Source organism: Aeromonas sp. 600282 (assembly GCF_049175755.1).
Lineage (GTDB): Bacteria > Pseudomonadota > Gammaproteobacteria > Enterobacterales > Aeromonadaceae > Aeromonas > Aeromonas veronii_A.
In genome coordinates, this window is record NZ_JAAKVR010000010.1 from 51,070 (window position 1) to 68,619 (window position 17,550).

A 17,550-nucleotide genomic window follows, 5' to 3' on the forward strand; every position below is an offset into this window, starting at 1 on the left:
ATGCTATTTGATTTATTGTTAATGACATTTAGTAATTCTTTACAACGGGTGTGCCTAGCTTTTGACTTCGACATCGAACTTTTTCCTCGACACCGCCGACGCTCTTGAGCTGATTACCCGCTTCAATGAGGCCTCTGACGAGCAGACCATAGTGGCCCTGCTGCGTACCCTTAGCCAGCAGATGGGTTTTGACCACTTCCGGCTGGGATTCATCTTTCCCAGTTCGATTCAGCGACCTGACGTGAGGATTTTCAACGGCTGTCCTGCCGAATGGGTACAGACCTATGACAAAAAGCGTTTCTTTACGGTAGATCCCGTTGTACGCAAAGGGATGAGCCAGAGTACCCCTATCCTCTGGGCCAACCTGATCACCGAGTGTTGCGATCAACAAGATATGGCGGGGCTTGAGGTGATGTTGCAGGCCCATGAGATGGGATTGCGCGACGGGATCACGATTCCCTGGCACGGGCCGAATGGCCATGTTGGCTTGTTGTCATTGATCACACGCACTACACGAACTGAGCATCAGTGGCTGACGGCTGCTCCCTTTTTAAGCTGGCTGGCGGTGCATGTCTTCGAGGCTGTGGCCCGTGTTTGTCTTGCCGTGAAGCTTCCTCAGGAAGAACTGACCCTACGGGAGCTGGAGGTGTGCCAGTGGGCTGCCGAAGGCAAGCAAGTGAGTGATATTGCCCAGATCCTGGGGATCAAGCCCAGAACCGTCACTTTCCATCTTGAACGGATAGCGGAGAAGCTGGGGGCAAGCAGCAAAAATCAGGCGATATCATGGGCGCTGATGCAGGGTATTGTCAGACTGAACATTGACACGGCACAGATTGAAAATGTGGATGATGACAGTGCATGATGCTGTCTAACGCAAAAAATTGCTCATTACACAGATAAAATCACTTAAAATGACAGTTTTGCCAGTGAGTTTGATGATGTTGCGCAATTTATTGCATATGAAGGAATCGTGCGAGAATTGTCTTTTATTTAACTAATTGAAAAATAAGAATAAAAATAAGTGGCATGGTCGCTGCTAAAGGGTTGGTTGAGTGCTATCTCGTTTAACCAACTTATTTAGGAGCATACCCATGCCAACTCCATGTTATATCAGCATCGAAGGTAAAACCCAGGGCAATATCACCGCCGGAGCCTTCACCTCTGACTCAGTCGGCAACATCTTCGTGCAAGGCCACGAAGACGAGATGCTGGTACAAGAGTTCCAGCACGTTGTCACCGTCCCGACCGACCCGCAATCCGGTCAGCCTGCCGGTCAGCGTGTCCACAAGCCGTTCAAGTTCACCGTCGCCCTGAACAAAGCCGTGCCGCTGATGTACAACGCGCTGGCTTCCGGCGAAATGCTGCCGAAAGTGACCCTGAAGTGGTATCGCACCTCCGTTGAGGGCAAGCAGGAGCACTTCTTCTCTACCGTGCTGACCGATGCCACTATCGTTGACATCGACTGCCAGATGCCCCACTGCCAGGACCCGGCGAAGTCTGACTTCACCCAGCTTATCCAGGTCTCCATGGCTTACCGCAAGATTGACTGGGAGCACACCGTTGCCGGTACTTCCGGTGCGGACGACTGGCGCGCCCCCATCGAGGCGTAAGCCTTGCTTCGGTACTTTGGTATTCCTTGTAAGTAGTAATGTGTCTTTGAGCCGGTTGTTCAACCGGCTTCTTGTACTGTGCATTTTCTCCAGCCTGGCCAACGGGTTGGCTGGAGCTTTTCTGTTTTGCCATCCCCCTGCTGGGGTTTTATGCCCTGCGAGTGAGCGCGGAGGGATGGCAAAGCACTAAAGGGTGTCCTGTGATGCAGACCCGAACCGCTCGTAACCTGTTAACCCCCTTGTCTTTGGTGCCCTTGCGGCACCTGAGAGGGCGGTAGCGTGGCTGCGCGGCGAGGGCGTGTATGGGCGCGAGAGTTGGCAAGGGCTCAGGCACAGCTTGGCCGTGACAAGAGGGGAAAGCCATGGCTAATCAAACCGGATTGCAATTTACCGTCAAGGTGGGGGAGTTGCCCGAGAGCACCTTCGTGGTGGCCAGTTTCCAGCTGGATGAGGGGCTGAATCGGCCGTTCAATCTGCAACTGGAGGTGGCAAGTAGCCAGCCTGATGTCGACTTTGGCGCCGTGCTGGACCAGCCGTGCGAGCTGCTGGTGTGGTACAACGGCGAGTTGCAGCGTCGGGTCTGCGGGGTAGTGAGCGAGTTTGCCCAAGGGGACAGCGGCTTTCGCCGTACCCGCTATCAGCTGCAAGTCAAACCTGCCCTGTGGCGATTGGGGCTGCGCCAGAACTCACGCATCTTTCAGGCGCAAAAGCCCGATGAAATCCTCAGTATCCTGCTGCAAGAACACGGCATTACTGACTACGCCTTTGCGCTCAAGAACGAGCACGCCCAGCGGGAATACTGCGTGCAGTATCGCGAGACCGACCTCGATTTCGTGAACCGCCTCGCTGCCGAAGAGGGCTTGTTCTACTTCCACGAATTTGAGCAAGGCAAACACCGCATCGTCTTTGCTGACGATGCTGCCGCCCTGACCGCTGGCCCCGAGCTTTTCTTCAACCTCGGCAACCGCTCGCTGGAACAAGGGCCCTATGTGCGCCAGTTCCACTACCGCGAGGCGGTGCGCCCCTCGGATGTGGAGCTCAAAGACTACAGCTTCAACACCCCGGCCTATGGCCTCTCCCACAAAAAGCAGGGCGCGGAGCTCGACCATCAGCGCGATACCTACCAGCATTTTGACTACCCGGGCCGCTACAAACAGGACGGCAGCGGCAAGGCCTTTGCCCAGCACCGGCTTGATGCGCTGCGCAATGACGCGGTAGCGTGCAGTGGCAAATCCAACAGTGCAGCGCTGTTGCCGGGGCAGCACTTTTCATTGACCGAACATCCGAACGGCAGCCTCAACACCGACTGGCAAATCGTCCATATTCGCCACACCGGTGAGCAGCCCCAAGCGCTGGAAGAAGAGGGCGGCAGCGGTCCCACCGTCTACCACAACGAATTTGGCGTAGTGAAGGCGAGCACCACCTGGCGCGCCCGCATCGGCAGCCCCGAGGCACCCTACAAGCCGATGGTGGACGGCCCGCAAATCGCTATCGTGGTGGGCCCCGACGGGGAGGAGATTTACTGCGACGAGCACGGGCGGGTGAAACTGCAATTCCCGTGGGACAGATATGGCAGCTCCAACGACCAGAGCTCCTGCTGGGTGCGAGTCTCGCAAGGCTGGGCCGGTGGTCAGTACGGCATGATGGCGATTCCGCGCATCGGCCACGAAGTTATCGTCTCGTTTCTGGAAGGAGACCCCGACCAGCCTATCGTGACGGGCCGTACCTACCACGCCACCAACCGGCCGCCGTATGAGTTGCCCGCCAACAAGACCCGCACCGTGCTGCGTACCGAGACCCATCAAGGCGAGGGTTTCAACGAGCTGCGTTTTGAAGACCAGGCGGGGCAGGAAGAGATTTATATCCACGGTCAGAAAGACCTGAATGTGCTGATAGAGAACGATGCCGCCTGGCACATCAAGCATGACCAACACACCGACATCGACTTTGATCGGGTGACCCGCATCAAGGCCAATGACCACCTGACGGTGGAAGGTGAGAAGCGTGACCAGATCGAGGCGGACTATTCGCTGACGGTGGATACCTCCCTGCACCAGAAACTGGGTCAATCCCTGTTGGTGGAAGCGGGTGAAGAGGTGCATATCAAGGTGGGTGACAAGTTGGTGCTGGAGGCGGGCTCAGAGATCACCCTCAAGGGGGGTGGCAGCTTTGTCAAAGTTGACCCGAGCGGCATCAAGCTGGTCGGCCCCGCCATCAAACTCAATGCCGGAGGCTGCCCGGGAGCTGGCTCTGGCTGGGCTGGTCAGGCTCCCGTTATTCCCAAAGGGGTTGAGGTGGTCAAAGCTCCGGAACTGGTTGAACTGGTCAAGGCGATTGCCACCGAGAAGGCGATGGAGGCGTTGCTCAAGGCGCTGGAGCCCGATAGCGATTATCAGCCCTCTGCTTGATGTTCGACGAATAACTTAGGATTGAATGATAAAGATGAAAATCGTCTATCCCATGCAACTGGCGGGTGAAAATGGCTCCAGCGAGATTGCATCCCTCGATGAATTTATCAAGAAGATCAATGGTCTCAAGAGCGGTACCTTCCCGATAGGCCGTAACCGCATTTGGCACGGTGGTATCCATTTCAGTAAAAGCGGAGGCTGGCACCCGAGCGGAGCAGTGCGCGCGATTGCTGACGGGGAGATTGTGGCCTACCGACTGGCGACCAAACCGGCCAAGGCAACCCGCAGCCCCGAAGCAGGAAAGCCAGGAGACGATATTGAGCTACATACCTCCCCTTCGTTTTGTCTGGTTCGTCATCGCTACGAAGGCGGAGAGCAGAACAAGAATCGCCTGACGTTCTACAGCCTCTACATGCACATCGCCTGCGAGAACAGCTACAACAGTCCCGAGGCGGCGCGAGTTACCGTCAAGGGCTCGGGTGTCTCCACCTATGAACCGGTGGCGCAGGGAGACCCCCTAAAGCTGACACGCCGACTGTCGGGCAGTAGTCCTGTGTATGCCAAAACAGGTGCTGAGGTGAAGTTGCTCCAGCAAACCCCGAGCAACCTGCTCAACCACAGGGATGAAGCCCACAATTATTTTCTGGTGCACTACGTCGATGAACCGAACAGCCCGTTCTATATCGCACAGAGCCAGTTACAGCATGAATATCCGCAAAAGCCGACGTGGATGACCCCACCAGAAGGCAAACCGGCCCGCCACAAGGTCCCGAGTAATACATGGTTACGTAAAACTGCTGACACCACAGTGGGTAGCATGGGGCTGCCTGCTGGCAGTGAGGTGGTGGTATCCACTGAGCCACCACAGATGGTGAACCTCAATGGCGGCACGACAGAGTTTCGTAAAGTACAGGTGTTCAAGACGGGCAGCGGCACAGTCAAAGACAGTGCGAATCAGGTGATGACCAATGCTGGCAAAGGTGCCGTTGGCTGGCTGGCAAAAAGCAAGATGGGGGCCGGACTGCCCGCTGAACCGAGTACCCCGGTCGAATTCAAAGACGATGCGCCGGTTGTTAACCGCAGCGCAAATCCGATACCGGTGCAGGCCGGAGAGATCATCGGTCATTGGGGGGAGCATGAGCTAGCCACTGCCAGTGCCAGCGGTTTCGAGAAAGACGCCGACAGCAAAGCCGTGCACTTTGAGGTGTTTGTGTCAGAGAGCGACAAACAGGCGCTTAAAGATTGCATCAATAACAAGGCGCGGGTCACCGGTGGCCAAGGCTACCTGCTAGTAAAGAAAGAGGTCACTACCTATCGTCTAACCAGCGATAGCCAACATGGTTTTCACGAGGTTGCCAATTTTGGGCCGCTGGTCTTACCGTTGGCGGTGAAAGAGTCTGATATTGTTACTCATGGTGCCAACAATTTTGTGAAAGTGCGTGAGCGGACTACTGCGGACGGGGAGTTGCCTGGCGAGTTCGTATTGAAGGGCGGTGATGTCGAAGTCATCAGTCAGCACGACTGGCACCAGCTGGGCGTCAAGCTGGTCGATGGTAGCAGCGATGAAGATGGCTTTTTAGATAAGGCAGATACCGAGAGTGAAGATCCGCAGCAGAAAGAGGCGAGCAAATTTTTTAGTACCCTCTATGACAAGCTGGTGACAGACAGGGACAATGATGGCACCCTGAGCGGCAATGACATCAAGGCCGCGCTGGCCGATGAGGAGCTGGCGGGCAAGTTGCGGTTGTTGTTTATCAAGCACAAAAGCGAATGGGTAAAGCCGGGGGATTGGCCGCGTCTCAAGCAGGAGTTGGCTGACCAGCCGAAGCTCTATGAGTATGCGATGCAGGTACACCGCAATATGGCGTGGGTGGAAGATGCCAGCGCGATATTGGGTGATACCAAACCTTGGTTTATTCATCCGGCAGGGATGATGGGGTTGGTGGCTGAGCCTATCTCTGATGATGAAATGGATGAAAAATGGCTCACTGTACCCAAAGGACAGCTCACATTTGATGCTGAAGGGAACGATGTTGATACGAGTATGTATTTTTCAAGACATCCACATGTTCCAAATAATAGAGGGGTTGTGATTGGTGCGTCTGGTGTTACTTATGGAAGGGGGCTTGATCTGGGCCAAATATCAATTGGCGAGCTGAACAAGTTAACAACGGCTATTTCTAATAATTGCAAACCGCTATCAAGTTCCATGTTGCAGTGGCTCACTGGTGCAGTTGGTCTTCAGCGGAAGGCTGCATATGATTATACTATAGCAATAAATAACGTTGTTCCCAGAAATGAACAGACCCTTACGAGAAAGCAGCAGCACTATTTGTTCAATGAAATCTATCTAAAGTTAGAAGCTATTGCTAAAAGAACGATCGAAAATCCGAAGGGGACTCGCACAAGAGCTGCTCCAAATGGTATTGATTTAGATCCGGAAAGAATGATTTCATGGCTTGCACTTCCTCAAAACATAAAGGATTTGCTCATTGACCTCACTTTTAGAGGGGATAATCGTCCTAGTACTAGAGAATTTTTCATACCCGATCTCGTCGAGAGCATAAAAAATAACGATGAGTTTTCAGCTTTTAAAGAAAATATAAAAAGTAACAGGTGGAAAGAAACTTATAATGTTCCACTCGATAGACATCAAAGAAGGTGTAACTATTTATGATTATACTAGGATATTTTTTTGCATCATCGATAGCAATGTTTGATGCAAGACAATGCGAAAACCTTGACTTAACAGCTAGATTTAAGTGTGTTGAAACTTTGTATAATAAATCAGATGCAGAGCTAAATAAGGTTTACCAAAATCTTTTTTCATATTTACAGAATGATTATGAAGGAATCGGTGAGCCTAGAACAAAATACTTGAAGTTGGCTCAACGTGATTGGATTAAGTTTCGTGATTCTAGTTGTAATTTTGAAAATCCACAAGGCATGGGCTCTGGAGGAGAGGGGTTTGGTGTGGAATATTTAACCTGTCAACTCAAAAAGACTGTAGACAGAATAGATTATTTAAATGGTTTTTTACCAGAGTAAATGCATCTATCTGTGATGTAATTTAACTTGACTAAATGCAGGGGTGAATTGAGTTCCAGCCTTGCTGATTATGAGTTACTTACAGTTTTTGTGGTGTAAAAATGGAAAAACATTCTATTTTATTTTTGAGCGTTTTTTTAGCTAACCAATACGCTGTTGCTAGTAGTGATTGTAACAATTCGTCGGGAATGCATCAGGAAATGGTTTCCTGTGTTCAAAAGCAAACGGCAAAATATGAAAGCAATTTAAAAAACATCATTTCTTCAAAGTCTAGTGATTATGGCTTTTCGAAAAATTTTTACGATAAACAACGGCTTGCTATCCATGAAAGATGTATGCTTTATTCAAACATTGGTGGTCAGCGTGGTGAGTTGTTAATGGTTCAGTGTGAATTAGATAGTGTCAAAAATTTAAATGAGTACATCAACCAATATGTTGATGATGTGAATAATAGTTAACTCCTTTGTGTAAATTAAAGAGGGGCCTTTGAGAAAGGCTCCTCTTATTTCTTCATTAGAGACAAAAATACGCCGATTACATCAATAATAATCCCACCTTGAGCCAATATGAGCCTGGGCGTAACAGAGCTAAATATCTAACTGGAGAATAACTGTGAAAAGACTATCTTTTGCTCTTTTTTTTATATCATTGAGTGTATTTTCAAACACAGATCGTAATTGTGATATCTCTGCGCCATCTACCAATCTTGCTGCTTGTTATGAAAGTAAATCAAAACAAGCTGATGCTGAGTTAAACAAAACATATAATAATTTAAAATCTACATTGTTATCTAGCGGTTATGATAAGCAATCTAAAGAAAAATACTGGAGTCAACTGGTTCAATCCCAAAGATATTGGATTAAGCTCAGAGATGCTCAGTGTTACGCGAGGGGAGCTTTTTTTGAAGACAGTTCTATTGCTCAACTGATAGAAATTAAAAAATGCCTTATGAATGTAACAAAGGAAAGAGTGTTTTTTTTGAATAATGAGATTCAATTAATTCATGATTTACCTTGATAGACAAGACTGATGGCCAAGGACGGCTCTGCATCAGTTTTATGCCCATCAGATGGTTGTGTAGCATATATTTACAAAACAACATATTAGGCAAAAAATATAGATGGAAGTGGCCTGTCCAAGTCGCTTATTTAATTTGAACGGTAGTTATCCAGTAACAAATTCAGTCCAGGCATCCATCATGAGGAGGCGTTGAACCAGTAAGTCCGTACGGTGGGGAAATCTGGGAACCCAATATTTTTGACTCTGCTAGATACTCAACCATGTACTCCGCAGGAGATGGGTGAAAAGTGGTATGGACGGCTTTGTCGAGATTGGCGAGGTTTTGTTGGGCAGAGTATTATAACTATAGAATAACTTAAATGAATAAATATTTGGTCTTGGTTTTTATTCTGTTTTCTTCTATTTGTTGTGCTGAAGATGTCGGCGTAGACTATCGCTGCTTTGTTAGTACAGATGGTAAAATTAAAATGCGAATGATGTGGGCCTCCACTGCGGGTTGGGTTGGAGGATATGTTCAATATGGGAAAAATAAAGATAAAATAACTATAGTTCAAGTGAATTCTGAAGAAGAGGCGAATGACGAAGGTCGACCATATGCTGTTAATAGTGACTGGGTTGAAATAATTGATGGCAAAGTTAATGGGCGGTATCACTTTAGTTACCAGGGTGCTAACTTTGACAATGTTTTTTATATAAATGCTAAAGGAAAGAAGTTTGATTTCTCTCAGGCATTGGAAAATTACGAGGATTGTTTTTGATTGCCGTGGTTGTGAAATAGTGAGTGTATAGATCTAGTTATCACCTAACACCGGCTTAACGCCGGTGTTTTTTATCGCTACAAATAGTTTTGGTGCAGGATAGTTCGAAGATTTGTTGTGTCCAGATGATTTTTCGTGGTGAGGATGGATTTAAATTTGAATCCGAGATGTAGATCCTGGTTATGAAGAAAAGTGATTAGGGGACAAAAAAGAAACCCGCCATGGGCGGGTGGAAGGATTGCAACACTAACCAGGAGGAGGTGTTACCAAGTAGACCCCGCTTCTTCGGTAATAGTTCAATTTTATTGAAGTTTTTTCGATTTCTTCGCGGGGTTTCCATCGGGATCTGCGGGGGAGGATGGGTTATCATTCTGCTCCCGTCATCCGGTTGCAGAGGATCTATGCCCGCGTTCTCCTGGTTAGCGCTCTTTTTCGGCGCCTTCTATTTTGTCTACGGCGCTTACTTGCCGTTCTGGTCGCTCTGGCTGGAGGGGGTGGGCGTCAGCGCCGAGATGATTGGTCTCCTGCTGGGGGCGGGGATGGCGATCCGCTTTGCCGGCAACCTGATGGTGATGGGGCAGATCAAGGGGGCGGGTCATCTGCTGCCGGTTACCCGATTGTTATCTCTGCTCAGTCTGCTTGCCTTCCTTGGCTTCTATCTCAGCCATCACCTCTGGTGGTTGGTTGGTCTCACCCTGATTGCCAACTTTATCTACCCGACCCTGATGCCGGTGGGTGAGGCGCTGGCAACCCGCATGGTGGTGCAGGCGCATATCGACTACGGCAAGGTGCGGCTGTGCGGTTCGTTTGCCTTTATTGTCGCCTCTACCCTGGTGGGGGCGCTGGTGGGCAACTTCGGTAGTGACTGGATTTTGCACACCATGGTGGCGGGGCTGGTGCTGATGCTGCTGCTCAGCTGGCTGCCGCTCTATCCGGCGCCACAGGATAGTCAGGGGGAGCGGGCCAAGGCCTCTTTGCTGGCGACTCTGCGCAGTGCACCGGTACGTCGCTTCTTGCTGCTGACCGCTTTGCTGCAGGGGAGCCACGCCGCTTATTACGGTTTCAGCGCCATCTACTGGAAGGCGCAAGGGTATAGCGGCACTATCATCGGCTATCTCTGGGCGCTCGGGGTAGTGGCGGAGATCTGCATGTTCGCCGCCGACAAGCGTTTCCTGCAACGCTTTGGCGCCCAGAGTCTCTTTATCGCCGGTGCCATCGGTTGTGTGGTGCGTTGGGTATTGCTGGGGGCCTCGCCCGAGTTGTGGGTACTGGTGCTGGGGCAGTTGCTCCACTCGGTCACCTTTGGCATGAGTCATCTCGGGGCGGTGCGTTTTATGACTCGCCAGCTGCCCGCCGAGCAGTTGATCCCGACCCAGGCGCTCTATGCGGCCCTAGGCCTCGGCATGACGGTGGCGGCCCTGATGGCACTTTGCGGCGTGCTGTTCGAGCCTCTCGGCGGCGGCATCTTCTTCCTGATGGTGCTGGTGGTCTTGCCGGTCTTCTTCCTGCGGCTGCGCCCCTTTGCGCCGTCTGCGCAGGAGAGTGCTCCAGCCTGATATTTGTCTATTTGAATCATCACTTAACAAAAGGGAGAGCCACGGCTCTCCCTTTTTCGTTGTCGCGGTTGCGCTGTTACTGCTGCTCGCCCAGATAGAGGCGGCTGAGGCGGCGCCAGGTATCCGAGCCGATGGTGCCAGCAAGCAGCTCATTGGATGCTGCATCAAAGCGGCCATCCGGCAGCCAGCCCAGTTGGGGCAGCAGTTGCGCCAGCGTCACGTCATTGTGCTGCAGCTCCCGCTCCAGCGCTTCCCAGAAGGCGCTCCCCTTGACGTAAAAGAGCGGGTAGTAGGAGCGATCGCCCGCCAGCACCTCGCGAGCCGCCCGATAGAGGCCGCTATCGCGATGGGGCATCTGTTTGCCCCGCTCGGCCAGCTCGTTGACCGCCGTGACTTGATGCAGCCGAAAGCGGCGCAGCGCTTTGATGGCGAGGTACTCGGCGAGGCTCTCGTTGACCCAGGTGGGCTGTGGAGCAGTACGGCGAGCGCTGAGGATATGCACCGCCTCGTGGGCCGAGGTGCGCAGCAGGCGCAAGGGGGCCTGTGGCGTCGGCTTGCCAGCCTCGGTGGGGTAGTTGGCGACAAACACCTGATCTCCGGCTGCGCCGCCAAGGGAGCGGGTCGCCACATCCCGACCCAGCCACACCAGTTGCCATGGATGAGTGGGCGGATCCACATCAAGCTGGAAGGCCAGATAGTCGATGATCTCATTCAGTTGCTGCTGCAAGGCCGGCAGATCGAGCTGGTTGGCGGTCTCGTCATGGCTCAGCACCAGCCGCGGATCCGGCTTGGTGATGGGCACTGTGTCCAGACCAAACGGCAGGATCAGCGGCGGCTGGTTGACATCCGGCAGTGGTTGGCAGCTGCCATCCGGCAGACAAACCTTTCCTTGGCGACTCCCCATCTGGCGCACAAAGTTACCCCACTCGGTCAATAGCCACTGATTGGGAGCAAACAGCAGCGACTGTTGGGCCGAGGCATCAGCACCCTCTGCCGGAGCCGGTGTGAGCGTGATCTGCCAGCCGATCTCTTTGCAAGAGAAGGGCTGGTTGAGGGCAACCGGCTGGTTGTTTGCAAGGCAGACCAGCGCGGGGGAAACCGGCGTGGCACTGCCCGGCAACTGACGAGCGGGGAGCAGGGTAAAGGGAGATTTGCCCTGCATGGAGAGGCGCACTTGCAGCACATTGGCGCTGGCGCCCTGCTCGATAAGATAGCGGGGGCCGCTCGCGTCATTGCCAGCGCAGGCCCACAGCGGCAGCAGCCACAGGGCAAACAGGGTGATATGACGACTCATAAGAGGGTTAGCGCTCCTGCTCGTAGCCCAGCAGATCGCCGGGCTGGCAATTGAGTTCACGGCAGATGGCCTCCAGAGTGGAGAAGCGCACCGCCTTGGCGTGGCCATTCTTGAGGATCGAGAGGTTGGCCTCGGTGATGTCGATGCGCTGGGCCAGCTCGCGGGCGGTCATTTTGCGCTCTGCCAGCAAGGCATCGAGGCGGATGATAATGGGCATACGTTCCTCACACCGTCAGTTGCTGTTCATCGGCCAGCAGTTTGGCCTCGCGCATGACCAGTGCCAGCGCCAGTACGATCAGTCCCGCCAGCAGTACCCGGAAATCTGAGGTACTCAACGCTATGGTACCGAGTACTTCCGGGCCTCTCATGGTGAGCACCGTATCCAGCAAGGGGGTCAGGATCAATTCGACCAGGAAGGTTGTACAGAGCAGCAGTCCGATCTGCCGATAGCGGCGGATCTGCTCGAAGGTGAAGAGCAGACCGGCGCGGTAGCCGCGAAACAGCTGACGCAGTTGCCAGAGCATCATCATAAAGACCAGATCCGGCAACAGCTGCACCAGGGTGCCGAGCAGCCGGGTGGAGAAGTGAAGGGGATAGTCGGCAGGATTGATGCCGGGGCGGCTCAAGATGGTGTTGAGTTTATCCTGCAGAAAATCGGCGCCACCGAAGGGGGTCCACACCTCCAGCAAGGTGATCAAAGGGGTAGCCAGCAGTGCCAGCAGCAGCAGCCATTCGATCAGCATGCTCGAGCGTTCGAGTTTGTTGGAGATCATCTCATTCCTCACTGTGATGGTTTTATCTGAAAGGTAAAGTTTATCGTTTATCAATATTTACACCGGCAAAGTTTATTGTTTTACGATATGCAGTCAAGATAAAACTTATTGAAAAACGATAATTTCAATCTGTCCGAAGGGGATGACTTTTGGCTGCAGCCTCTCTAGACTGGCGAGGTTGTATACAAAAACTCAACATGGACAAGGAGTTATCGATGCACCAGGGATGGCTGCTGATCGGATTGTCGCTCACCTATCTGGGGCTGCTGTTTCTGATCGCCTTCGTGGCAGACAAGCACAAACGGCACCGTCTCAAGGGGCAACCGCTGCTCTACAGCCTGTCGCTGGCGGTCTACTGCACCTCCTGGACCTTCTTCGGCACCGTGGGGCAGGCGAGTGAATCCCCCTGGTCGCCGGTGCCCATCTACCTTGGCCCCATGCTGGTCTTTCTGTTTGGCTGGCGGCTGCTGGCCCGCCTCATCCTGGTGGCCAAGCGCGAGCACATCACCTCCATCGCCGACTTTATCGCCGCCCGTTACGGCAAATCCCAGCGGCTCGCCATGGTTATCGCCCTTATCGCCATCATGGGGATCCTCCCCTATCTGGTATTACAGCTTAAAGCCATCGTGACCGGGCTGGATCTGCTGATGGCCAACCCGGTGCCCGCCGGCCCCACCGGCAATACCGCCGGGCTGGCCCTCGGGGTGGCCCTGCTGCTGGCCCTGTTCAGCATCTTGTTCGGCACCCGCCACCTCGATGCCACCGAGCACCACAGGGGGATGGTGGTGGCCATCGCCTTCGAGTCGGTGGTCAAATTGCTGGCCTTTATCGCAGTGGGGGGCTTCGCCCTCTGGCTGATCCTGAGCAAACCGGGCGAGGCTCACAAACAGGTGACCCGCGACTTTTTTGCGCAGGTGGTGGCGGTGAGCCCCGGCAACCTGCTGGAGCTTGCCATCTATACGGTGCTGGCGATGTGCGCCGTCATCTGCCTGCCGCGCCAGTTTCATGTGACTGTGGTGGAGAATAATCAGGGGCAGGATTTGCACTGGGCGCGCTGGATCTTCCCGCTCTACCTGTTCGTGATGGGGCTCTTTATCTGGCCGTTGGCGCTGGCGGGCAAGCAGTGGGTCGGGGCCGACATGGCCTCCGACACCTATGTGATCAGTCTGCCGATGGCCCTCGGTTTCGATGGCATGGCGATGCTGGCGTTTCTCGGCGGCACCTCGGCGGCCACCGGCATGGTGATCGTCTGCACCATCGCGTTGGCGATCATGGTGAGCAACGATCTGGTGCTGCCGGTGCTGCTGCGCCGCTTCTGGCGGCAGGGGCGCGACGAGCGGCTGGTACGGCTGCTGTTGCAGGTGCGCCGTGGCGCCATCCTGCTGATCTTGCTGGCGGCCTGGGGGCTCTACCTTTGGCTCGGCGATCTCACCAGCTTGTCGCGCATCGGTTACCTCTCCTTTGGCGCGGTGGCCCAGTTTGCGCCGGCCCTGCTGCTCGGTCTCTACTGGCGTCACGGCAATCGCAAGGGGGTCTATCTTGGGTTGAGCCTCGGGGTGAGCCTCTGGTTCGTCACCCTGCTGGTGGAGAGCGGGTTGCTGGCCGGTTCACCGCTGGCCGAGCTGCTGGCGCCGCCGGACTGGCCCGCATTTCGCGAGCTGAGTCTCGGGGCCTGGTGCATCTTCCTGAGCCTGCTCTTCAACCTGCTCGGTTATGTGGCCGGTTCTCTGCTGTCGCGCCCGGCGGTGAGCGAGCGGTTGCAGGCGGCCAACTTTGTCGGCAAGCCGAGCCGCGATACCGCCGCCCTCTATCAGGCGCGGGTCTCGGTCAAGGAGCTGGAGATGCTGGCGGCCCGCTTTGTCGGCTCAAGCCGGGTCAAGCGCGCCTTTGGCCGCTTCGCTGGTGAGCGGGGTGGCACCCTGGCGCCCCAGATGCAGGCCTCGGCCGAGCTGATTGCCCACACCGAGCGGCTGCTGGCGGGGGTGTTTGGTACCTCGTCGGCCCGGTTGGTGCTCGCCTCGGCCCTGCAGGGGCGCAACATGCAGCTCGAGGAGATCGCCACCATAGTCGATGAGGCCTCCGACGTGTTTCGCTTCAACCGAGGCTTGTTGCAGGGGGCGATCGAGCATATCGGACAGGGGATCTCGGTGGTGGACAGGGAGCTTCGGCTGGTGGCCTGGAACCGCCGCTACATCGAGCTGTTCCACTATCCGCCGGGGCTTATTCAGGCTGGGCGCCCCATTGAAGAGATCATCCGCTACAACGCCCAGCAGGGACTCTGTGGCCCCGGTGATATCGAGGATCACGTGGCGCGGCGGGTTGCCTTTATGAAGCGCGGCAGCGCCCATATCTCGGCGCGGGAGCGCCCGGACGGGCGGGTGATCGAGATGCAGGGCAACCCCATGCCCGCCGGTGGTTTCGTCATGACCTTTACCGACATCACGCCGTTTCGCGATGCGGAGCGGGTGCTGCGCGAAGCGAACGAACATCTGGAGGCACGGGTGGCCGAGCGTACCCGTGAGCTCTCCGAACTCAACCGCCAACTGCTGCTGGTGAACCAGCAGGTGGAGCGGGCCAATCAATCCAAGAGCCGTTTTCTGGCGGCGGTCAGCCACGATCTGACCCAGCCCCTCAATGCCGCCAAGCTGTTTACCTCCTCCCTGCTGGAGATGTTGCCCGATGCTGGCGAGCAGGCCCGCATCGCCCGCCATATCGACGATGCGCTGGGGGCGACCGAGGATCTCATCACCGATCTGCTCGATATCTCGCGGCTCGAAGCGGGCAAGTTCAAGGCCAAGAAGCTCGACTTTGCCCTGCGCGATCTGCTCGACAACCTCAAGGCGGAGTTTGGCGTGTTGGCGCAGGCGGGGGGGATCCACTTCTCGGTGGTGGAGAGCAAGCATGCGGTGCACAGCGATGTGCGGCTGCTGCGCCGGGTGCTGCAAAACTTCCTCACCAATGCGTTTCGCTACAACCCGGGCGGCAGGGTGCTGCTTGGTTGCCGCCGGATGGGGGAGAAGATCCGCATCGAGGTATGGGACAACGGCCCCGGTATCCCGCAGGACAAGCAGGAGGCGATCTTCGACGAGTTCTCCCGTCTCGATCACTCCCGTACCGCCAAGGAGCAGGGGCTGGGTCTGGGGCTTGCCATCGCCCGCGGCATCTCGCAGGTGCTCGGTCATCAGCTCACATTGCAGAGCTGGCCGGGCAAGGGATCGGTCTTTGCGGTGACCCTCAATCTGGCGACCCGGCCGGTCACGGCCCATCAGCTGGCGGCGCCGGTGGCGCGCGACAGCCAGCTGGAGGGGGTGGCCGTGCTCTGCATCGACAACGAGCGGGACATTCTGACCGCCATGAGCACCCTGCTTTGCCGTTGGGGCTGCGAGGTGCGCTGCGCCGTCGATCTGGCCGAAGCCGAGGCGCTGGTGACAGAAGGGTTTGTGCCGCGGCTGGTGCTCTCTGACTACCACCTCGACGACGGCAAGACCGGGTTGGAGGCGCTCGCTGCCCTGCAGCGGGTGTGTGGCGACGAGCTGGGAGGCATCATCATCAGCGCTGATCGCAAGAGCGAGTTGCAGGCGCAGATCCGCGAGCGGGGGTATGGCTACATCAGCAAACCGGTCAAACCACTCAAACTGCGGGCCCTGATGAACAGCCTGCTGCTGAGTTAAACAGGGGGAGATGTTTCTTATGGCTCCATAAGGGGCTCAATAAAACCGGCTACCTTGTCGCGGATCTTGGGCTGGGCCGCCGGGGTGGGATGAATACCATCGTTCATCATAAGTTCAGGGCGCAGCGCAATATCATCCATGAAGAAGGGCAGCAGGGGCAGATCGTTAGCCTGGGCCAACTCGGGAAAGATCTGTTCAAACTGGCGCAGATAGCGGGCACCGTAGTTGCGGGGAAGCTGGATTTGGGTCAACACCACACGGGTCTGCTGTTCCTTGGCGAGCGCGATCATACTGGCCAGATTCTGGCGGGTAATGGTCGGTGCGAAGCCGCGCAGGCCATCGTTGCCCCCCAGTTCGATCAGCAGCCAGTCCGGCTTGTGCTCCTTCAGCAGGGCGGGCAGACGGGCCAGAGCCCCTTGTGTCGTTTCACCGCTGATGCTGGCATTGAGCAGGGTGTGTTTGCCCCCCTCTGCCTGCCATTTCTGGTTGAGCAGGGCGGGCCAGCTCTGCTCAACCTGCATCTGATAGCCGGCGCTCAGGCTGTCTCCCAGTACCAGCAGGGTCTGGGCCTGAGCCGACGAGAGCAGGCTGCCGAGGCCAACGAACAAGGCAAACAGAATACGCACCATCAATTCAACTCCCGCTATGGATTGTCATCAAGGGATTGGAACAAAGGATACAGAGCATGAGTTCAACCCCCATTATTGTCGTCAAGGGCCTCGGCAAATCGGTTCGCCTCGGCCAGGAAAGCCTCACCATCCTTGAAGGGATCGATCTGCAAGTCAATAGCGGCGAGACGGTGGCGCTGGTTGGCGCCTCCGGCTCCGGCAAGTCGACCCTGCTGGGGCTGCTGGCCGGGCTCGATCTGCCGAGTCAGGGGAGTATCGAAATCCTCGGCAAATCCCTTGGTGAGCTGGATGAGGAGGGGCGGGCCCGATTGCGCGCCGAACAGATCGGGTTTGTGTTCCAGTCGTTCCTGCTGCTCCCGACCATGACGGCGCTGGAGAATGTGATGCTGCCTGCCGAGCTGCGTGGCGAGCGCCACTGCGAGCCGAGAGCCCGCGAGCTGTTGGCGGCTGTCGGGCTTGGCGAGCGGTTGCACCATCTGCCGCCACGGCTCTCTGGCGGCGAGCAGCAGCGAGTGGCCATCGCTCGCGCCTTTATGACCCGTCCCAGCCTGCTGCTGGCAGACGAGCCGACCGGCAACCTCGACAGCAAGACCGGCGAGAAGGTGATCGAGCTGCTGTTTGAACTCAATCGCAAGCACGGCACCACGCTAGTGGTAGTGACCCATGATCATCAGCTGGCCGAGCGTTGCCAGCGGCAACTGGTCATGACGGCGGGCAGACTGGATCTCGAGGTGGCCCATGATGTGGTGTAACGGGGTGATCTGCGGGTCAGGCGGGAGATGC

The 17,550-nt window shown here is 55.5% G+C and carries 15 protein-coding genes; 11 read left to right on the forward strand and 4 right to left on the reverse strand.

The window, feature by feature from the left end; translation table 11 throughout:
* Nucleotides 1-151: 151 nt before the first annotated feature.
* The 9 genes from G5137_RS11140 (at nucleotide 152) to G5137_RS11180 (ending at nucleotide 10,400) form a co-directional block, all read left to right on the forward strand.
* Complete coding sequence (locus tag G5137_RS11140; protein ID WP_421236341.1) at nucleotides 152-862, forward strand: LuxR family transcriptional regulator; 711 nt, start codon at nucleotides 152-154, stop codon at nucleotides 860-862.
* Between the two features lie 229 nt (nucleotides 863-1,091).
* Complete coding sequence (hcp1, locus tag G5137_RS11145; RefSeq protein ID WP_010634242.1) at nucleotides 1,092-1,610, forward strand: type VI secretion system effector Hcp1; 519 nt, start codon at nucleotides 1,092-1,094, stop codon at nucleotides 1,608-1,610.
* A 362-nt stretch (nucleotides 1,611-1,972) separates the two neighbouring features.
* Nucleotides 1,973-4,018 (forward strand): type VI secretion system tip protein TssI/VgrG, encoded by a 2,046-nt coding sequence (gene tssI, locus G5137_RS11150; RefSeq protein WP_421255373.1) that lies wholly within the window; start codon nucleotides 1,973-1,975, stop codon nucleotides 4,016-4,018.
* Between the two features lie 34 nt (nucleotides 4,019-4,052).
* Nucleotides 4,053-6,695 carry a pesticin C-terminus-like muramidase gene (locus G5137_RS11155; protein WP_421255374.1) on the forward strand — a complete coding sequence of 881 codons (2,643 nt, stop codon included), beginning with the start codon at nucleotides 4,053-4,055 and terminating at the stop codon, nucleotides 6,693-6,695.
* Nucleotides 6,692-7,066, forward strand: a complete 375-nt coding sequence (locus G5137_RS11160) for a lysozyme inhibitor LprI family protein (RefSeq protein ID WP_421208833.1) — start codon at nucleotides 6,692-6,694, stop codon at nucleotides 7,064-7,066. Before G5137_RS11155 ends, G5137_RS11160 begins: the two co-directional genes overlap by 4 nt.
* Nucleotides 7,067-7,167: 101 nt before the next feature.
* A complete protein-coding gene (locus G5137_RS11165) occupies nucleotides 7,168-7,524 on the forward strand; it encodes a hypothetical protein (RefSeq protein ID WP_421255375.1) in 357 nt (118 codons plus the stop codon).
* Nucleotides 7,525-7,678: 154 nt separating this feature from the next.
* Entirely contained in the window at nucleotides 7,679-8,083 is a 405-nt protein-coding gene (locus G5137_RS11170) for a lysozyme inhibitor LprI family protein (protein WP_421255376.1), read from the forward strand.
* Between the two features lie 362 nt (nucleotides 8,084-8,445).
* Nucleotides 8,446-8,844: a hypothetical protein gene (locus tag G5137_RS11175; protein ID WP_421208831.1), complete on the forward strand. Its 399-nt coding sequence runs from the start codon at nucleotides 8,446-8,448 to the stop codon at nucleotides 8,842-8,844.
* Nucleotides 8,845-9,245: 401 nt separating this feature from the next.
* Nucleotides 9,246-10,400 (forward strand): 3-phenylpropionate MFS transporter, encoded by a 1,155-nt coding sequence (locus G5137_RS11180; RefSeq protein WP_421255377.1) that lies wholly within the window; start codon nucleotides 9,246-9,248, stop codon nucleotides 10,398-10,400.
* A 76-nt stretch (nucleotides 10,401-10,476) separates the two neighbouring features.
* Here the strand turns inward: G5137_RS11180 and G5137_RS11185 are convergent, their stop codons facing one another.
* Genes G5137_RS11185 through G5137_RS11195 form a run of 3 tightly spaced genes read right to left on the reverse strand, consistent with a single transcriptional unit; the run spans nucleotide 10,477 to nucleotide 12,467 of the window.
* On the reverse strand, nucleotides 10,477-11,694 hold the full coding sequence (locus G5137_RS11185; RefSeq protein ID WP_421255378.1) for a hypothetical protein: 1,218 nt from the start codon (nucleotides 11,692-11,694) through the stop codon (nucleotides 10,477-10,479).
* A 7-nt stretch (nucleotides 11,695-11,701) separates the two neighbouring features.
* The gene (locus G5137_RS11190) at nucleotides 11,702-11,911 is read right to left on the reverse strand and encodes a helix-turn-helix domain-containing protein (protein ID WP_005348179.1); all 210 of its coding nucleotides are present in this window, start codon (nucleotides 11,909-11,911) and stop codon (nucleotides 11,702-11,704) included.
* Nucleotides 11,912-11,918: 7 nt separating this feature from the next.
* Nucleotides 11,919-12,467 carry a DUF2975 domain-containing protein gene (locus tag G5137_RS11195; protein ID WP_118854663.1) on the reverse strand — a complete coding sequence of 183 codons (549 nt, stop codon included), beginning with the start codon at nucleotides 12,465-12,467 and terminating at the stop codon, nucleotides 11,919-11,921.
* Between the two features lie 215 nt (nucleotides 12,468-12,682).
* On the opposite strand from G5137_RS11195, the gene G5137_RS11200 reads away from it, so the two are divergent.
* Complete coding sequence (locus G5137_RS11200; protein WP_421255379.1) at nucleotides 12,683-16,138, forward strand: NahK/ErcS family hybrid sensor histidine kinase/response regulator; 3,456 nt, start codon at nucleotides 12,683-12,685, stop codon at nucleotides 16,136-16,138.
* Between the two features lie 17 nt (nucleotides 16,139-16,155).
* On the opposite strand, the gene G5137_RS11205 is transcribed toward G5137_RS11200, so the two are convergent.
* Complete coding sequence (locus G5137_RS11205; protein WP_421255380.1) at nucleotides 16,156-16,767, reverse strand: arylesterase; 612 nt, start codon at nucleotides 16,765-16,767, stop codon at nucleotides 16,156-16,158.
* 56 nt (nucleotides 16,768-16,823) lie between these two features.
* On the opposite strand from G5137_RS11205, the gene G5137_RS11210 reads away from it, so the two are divergent.
* Complete coding sequence (locus G5137_RS11210) at nucleotides 16,824-17,519, forward strand: ABC transporter ATP-binding protein (RefSeq protein WP_421255381.1); 696 nt, start codon at nucleotides 16,824-16,826, stop codon at nucleotides 17,517-17,519.
* Nucleotides 17,520-17,550: the final 31 nt, after the last annotated feature.

Coding starts and splice junctions, on each gene's coding strand:
- hcp1 (WP_010634242.1), top strand. CDS start 1,092: ATGCCAACTCCATGTTATATCAGCATCGAAGGTAAAACCCAGGGCAAT.
- tssI (WP_421255373.1), top strand. CDS start 1,973: ATGGCTAATCAAACCGGATTGCAATTTACCGTCAAGGTGGGGGAGTTG.
- G5137_RS11155 (WP_421255374.1), top strand. CDS start 4,053: ATGAAAATCGTCTATCCCATGCAACTGGCGGGTGAAAATGGCTCCAGC.
- G5137_RS11160 (WP_421208833.1), top strand. CDS start 6,692: ATGATTATACTAGGATATTTTTTTGCATCATCGATAGCAATGTTTGAT.
- G5137_RS11165 (WP_421255375.1), top strand. CDS start 7,168: ATGGAAAAACATTCTATTTTATTTTTGAGCGTTTTTTTAGCTAACCAA.
- G5137_RS11175 (WP_421208831.1), top strand. CDS start 8,446: ATGAATAAATATTTGGTCTTGGTTTTTATTCTGTTTTCTTCTATTTGT.
- G5137_RS11180 (WP_421255377.1), top strand. CDS start 9,246: ATGCCCGCGTTCTCCTGGTTAGCGCTCTTTTTCGGCGCCTTCTATTTT.
- G5137_RS11185 (WP_421255378.1), bottom strand. CDS start 11,694: ATGAGTCGTCATATCACCCTGTTTGCCCTGTGGCTGCTGCCGCTGTGG.
- G5137_RS11190 (WP_005348179.1), bottom strand. CDS start 11,911: ATGCCCATTATCATCCGCCTCGATGCCTTGCTGGCAGAGCGCAAAATG.
- G5137_RS11195 (WP_118854663.1), bottom strand. CDS start 12,467: ATGATCTCCAACAAACTCGAACGCTCGAGCATGCTGATCGAATGGCTG.
- G5137_RS11200 (WP_421255379.1), top strand. CDS start 12,683: ATGCACCAGGGATGGCTGCTGATCGGATTGTCGCTCACCTATCTGGGG.
- G5137_RS11205 (WP_421255380.1), bottom strand. CDS start 16,767: ATGGTGCGTATTCTGTTTGCCTTGTTCGTTGGCCTCGGCAGCCTGCTC.
- G5137_RS11210 (WP_421255381.1), top strand. CDS start 16,824: ATGAGTTCAACCCCCATTATTGTCGTCAAGGGCCTCGGCAAATCGGTT.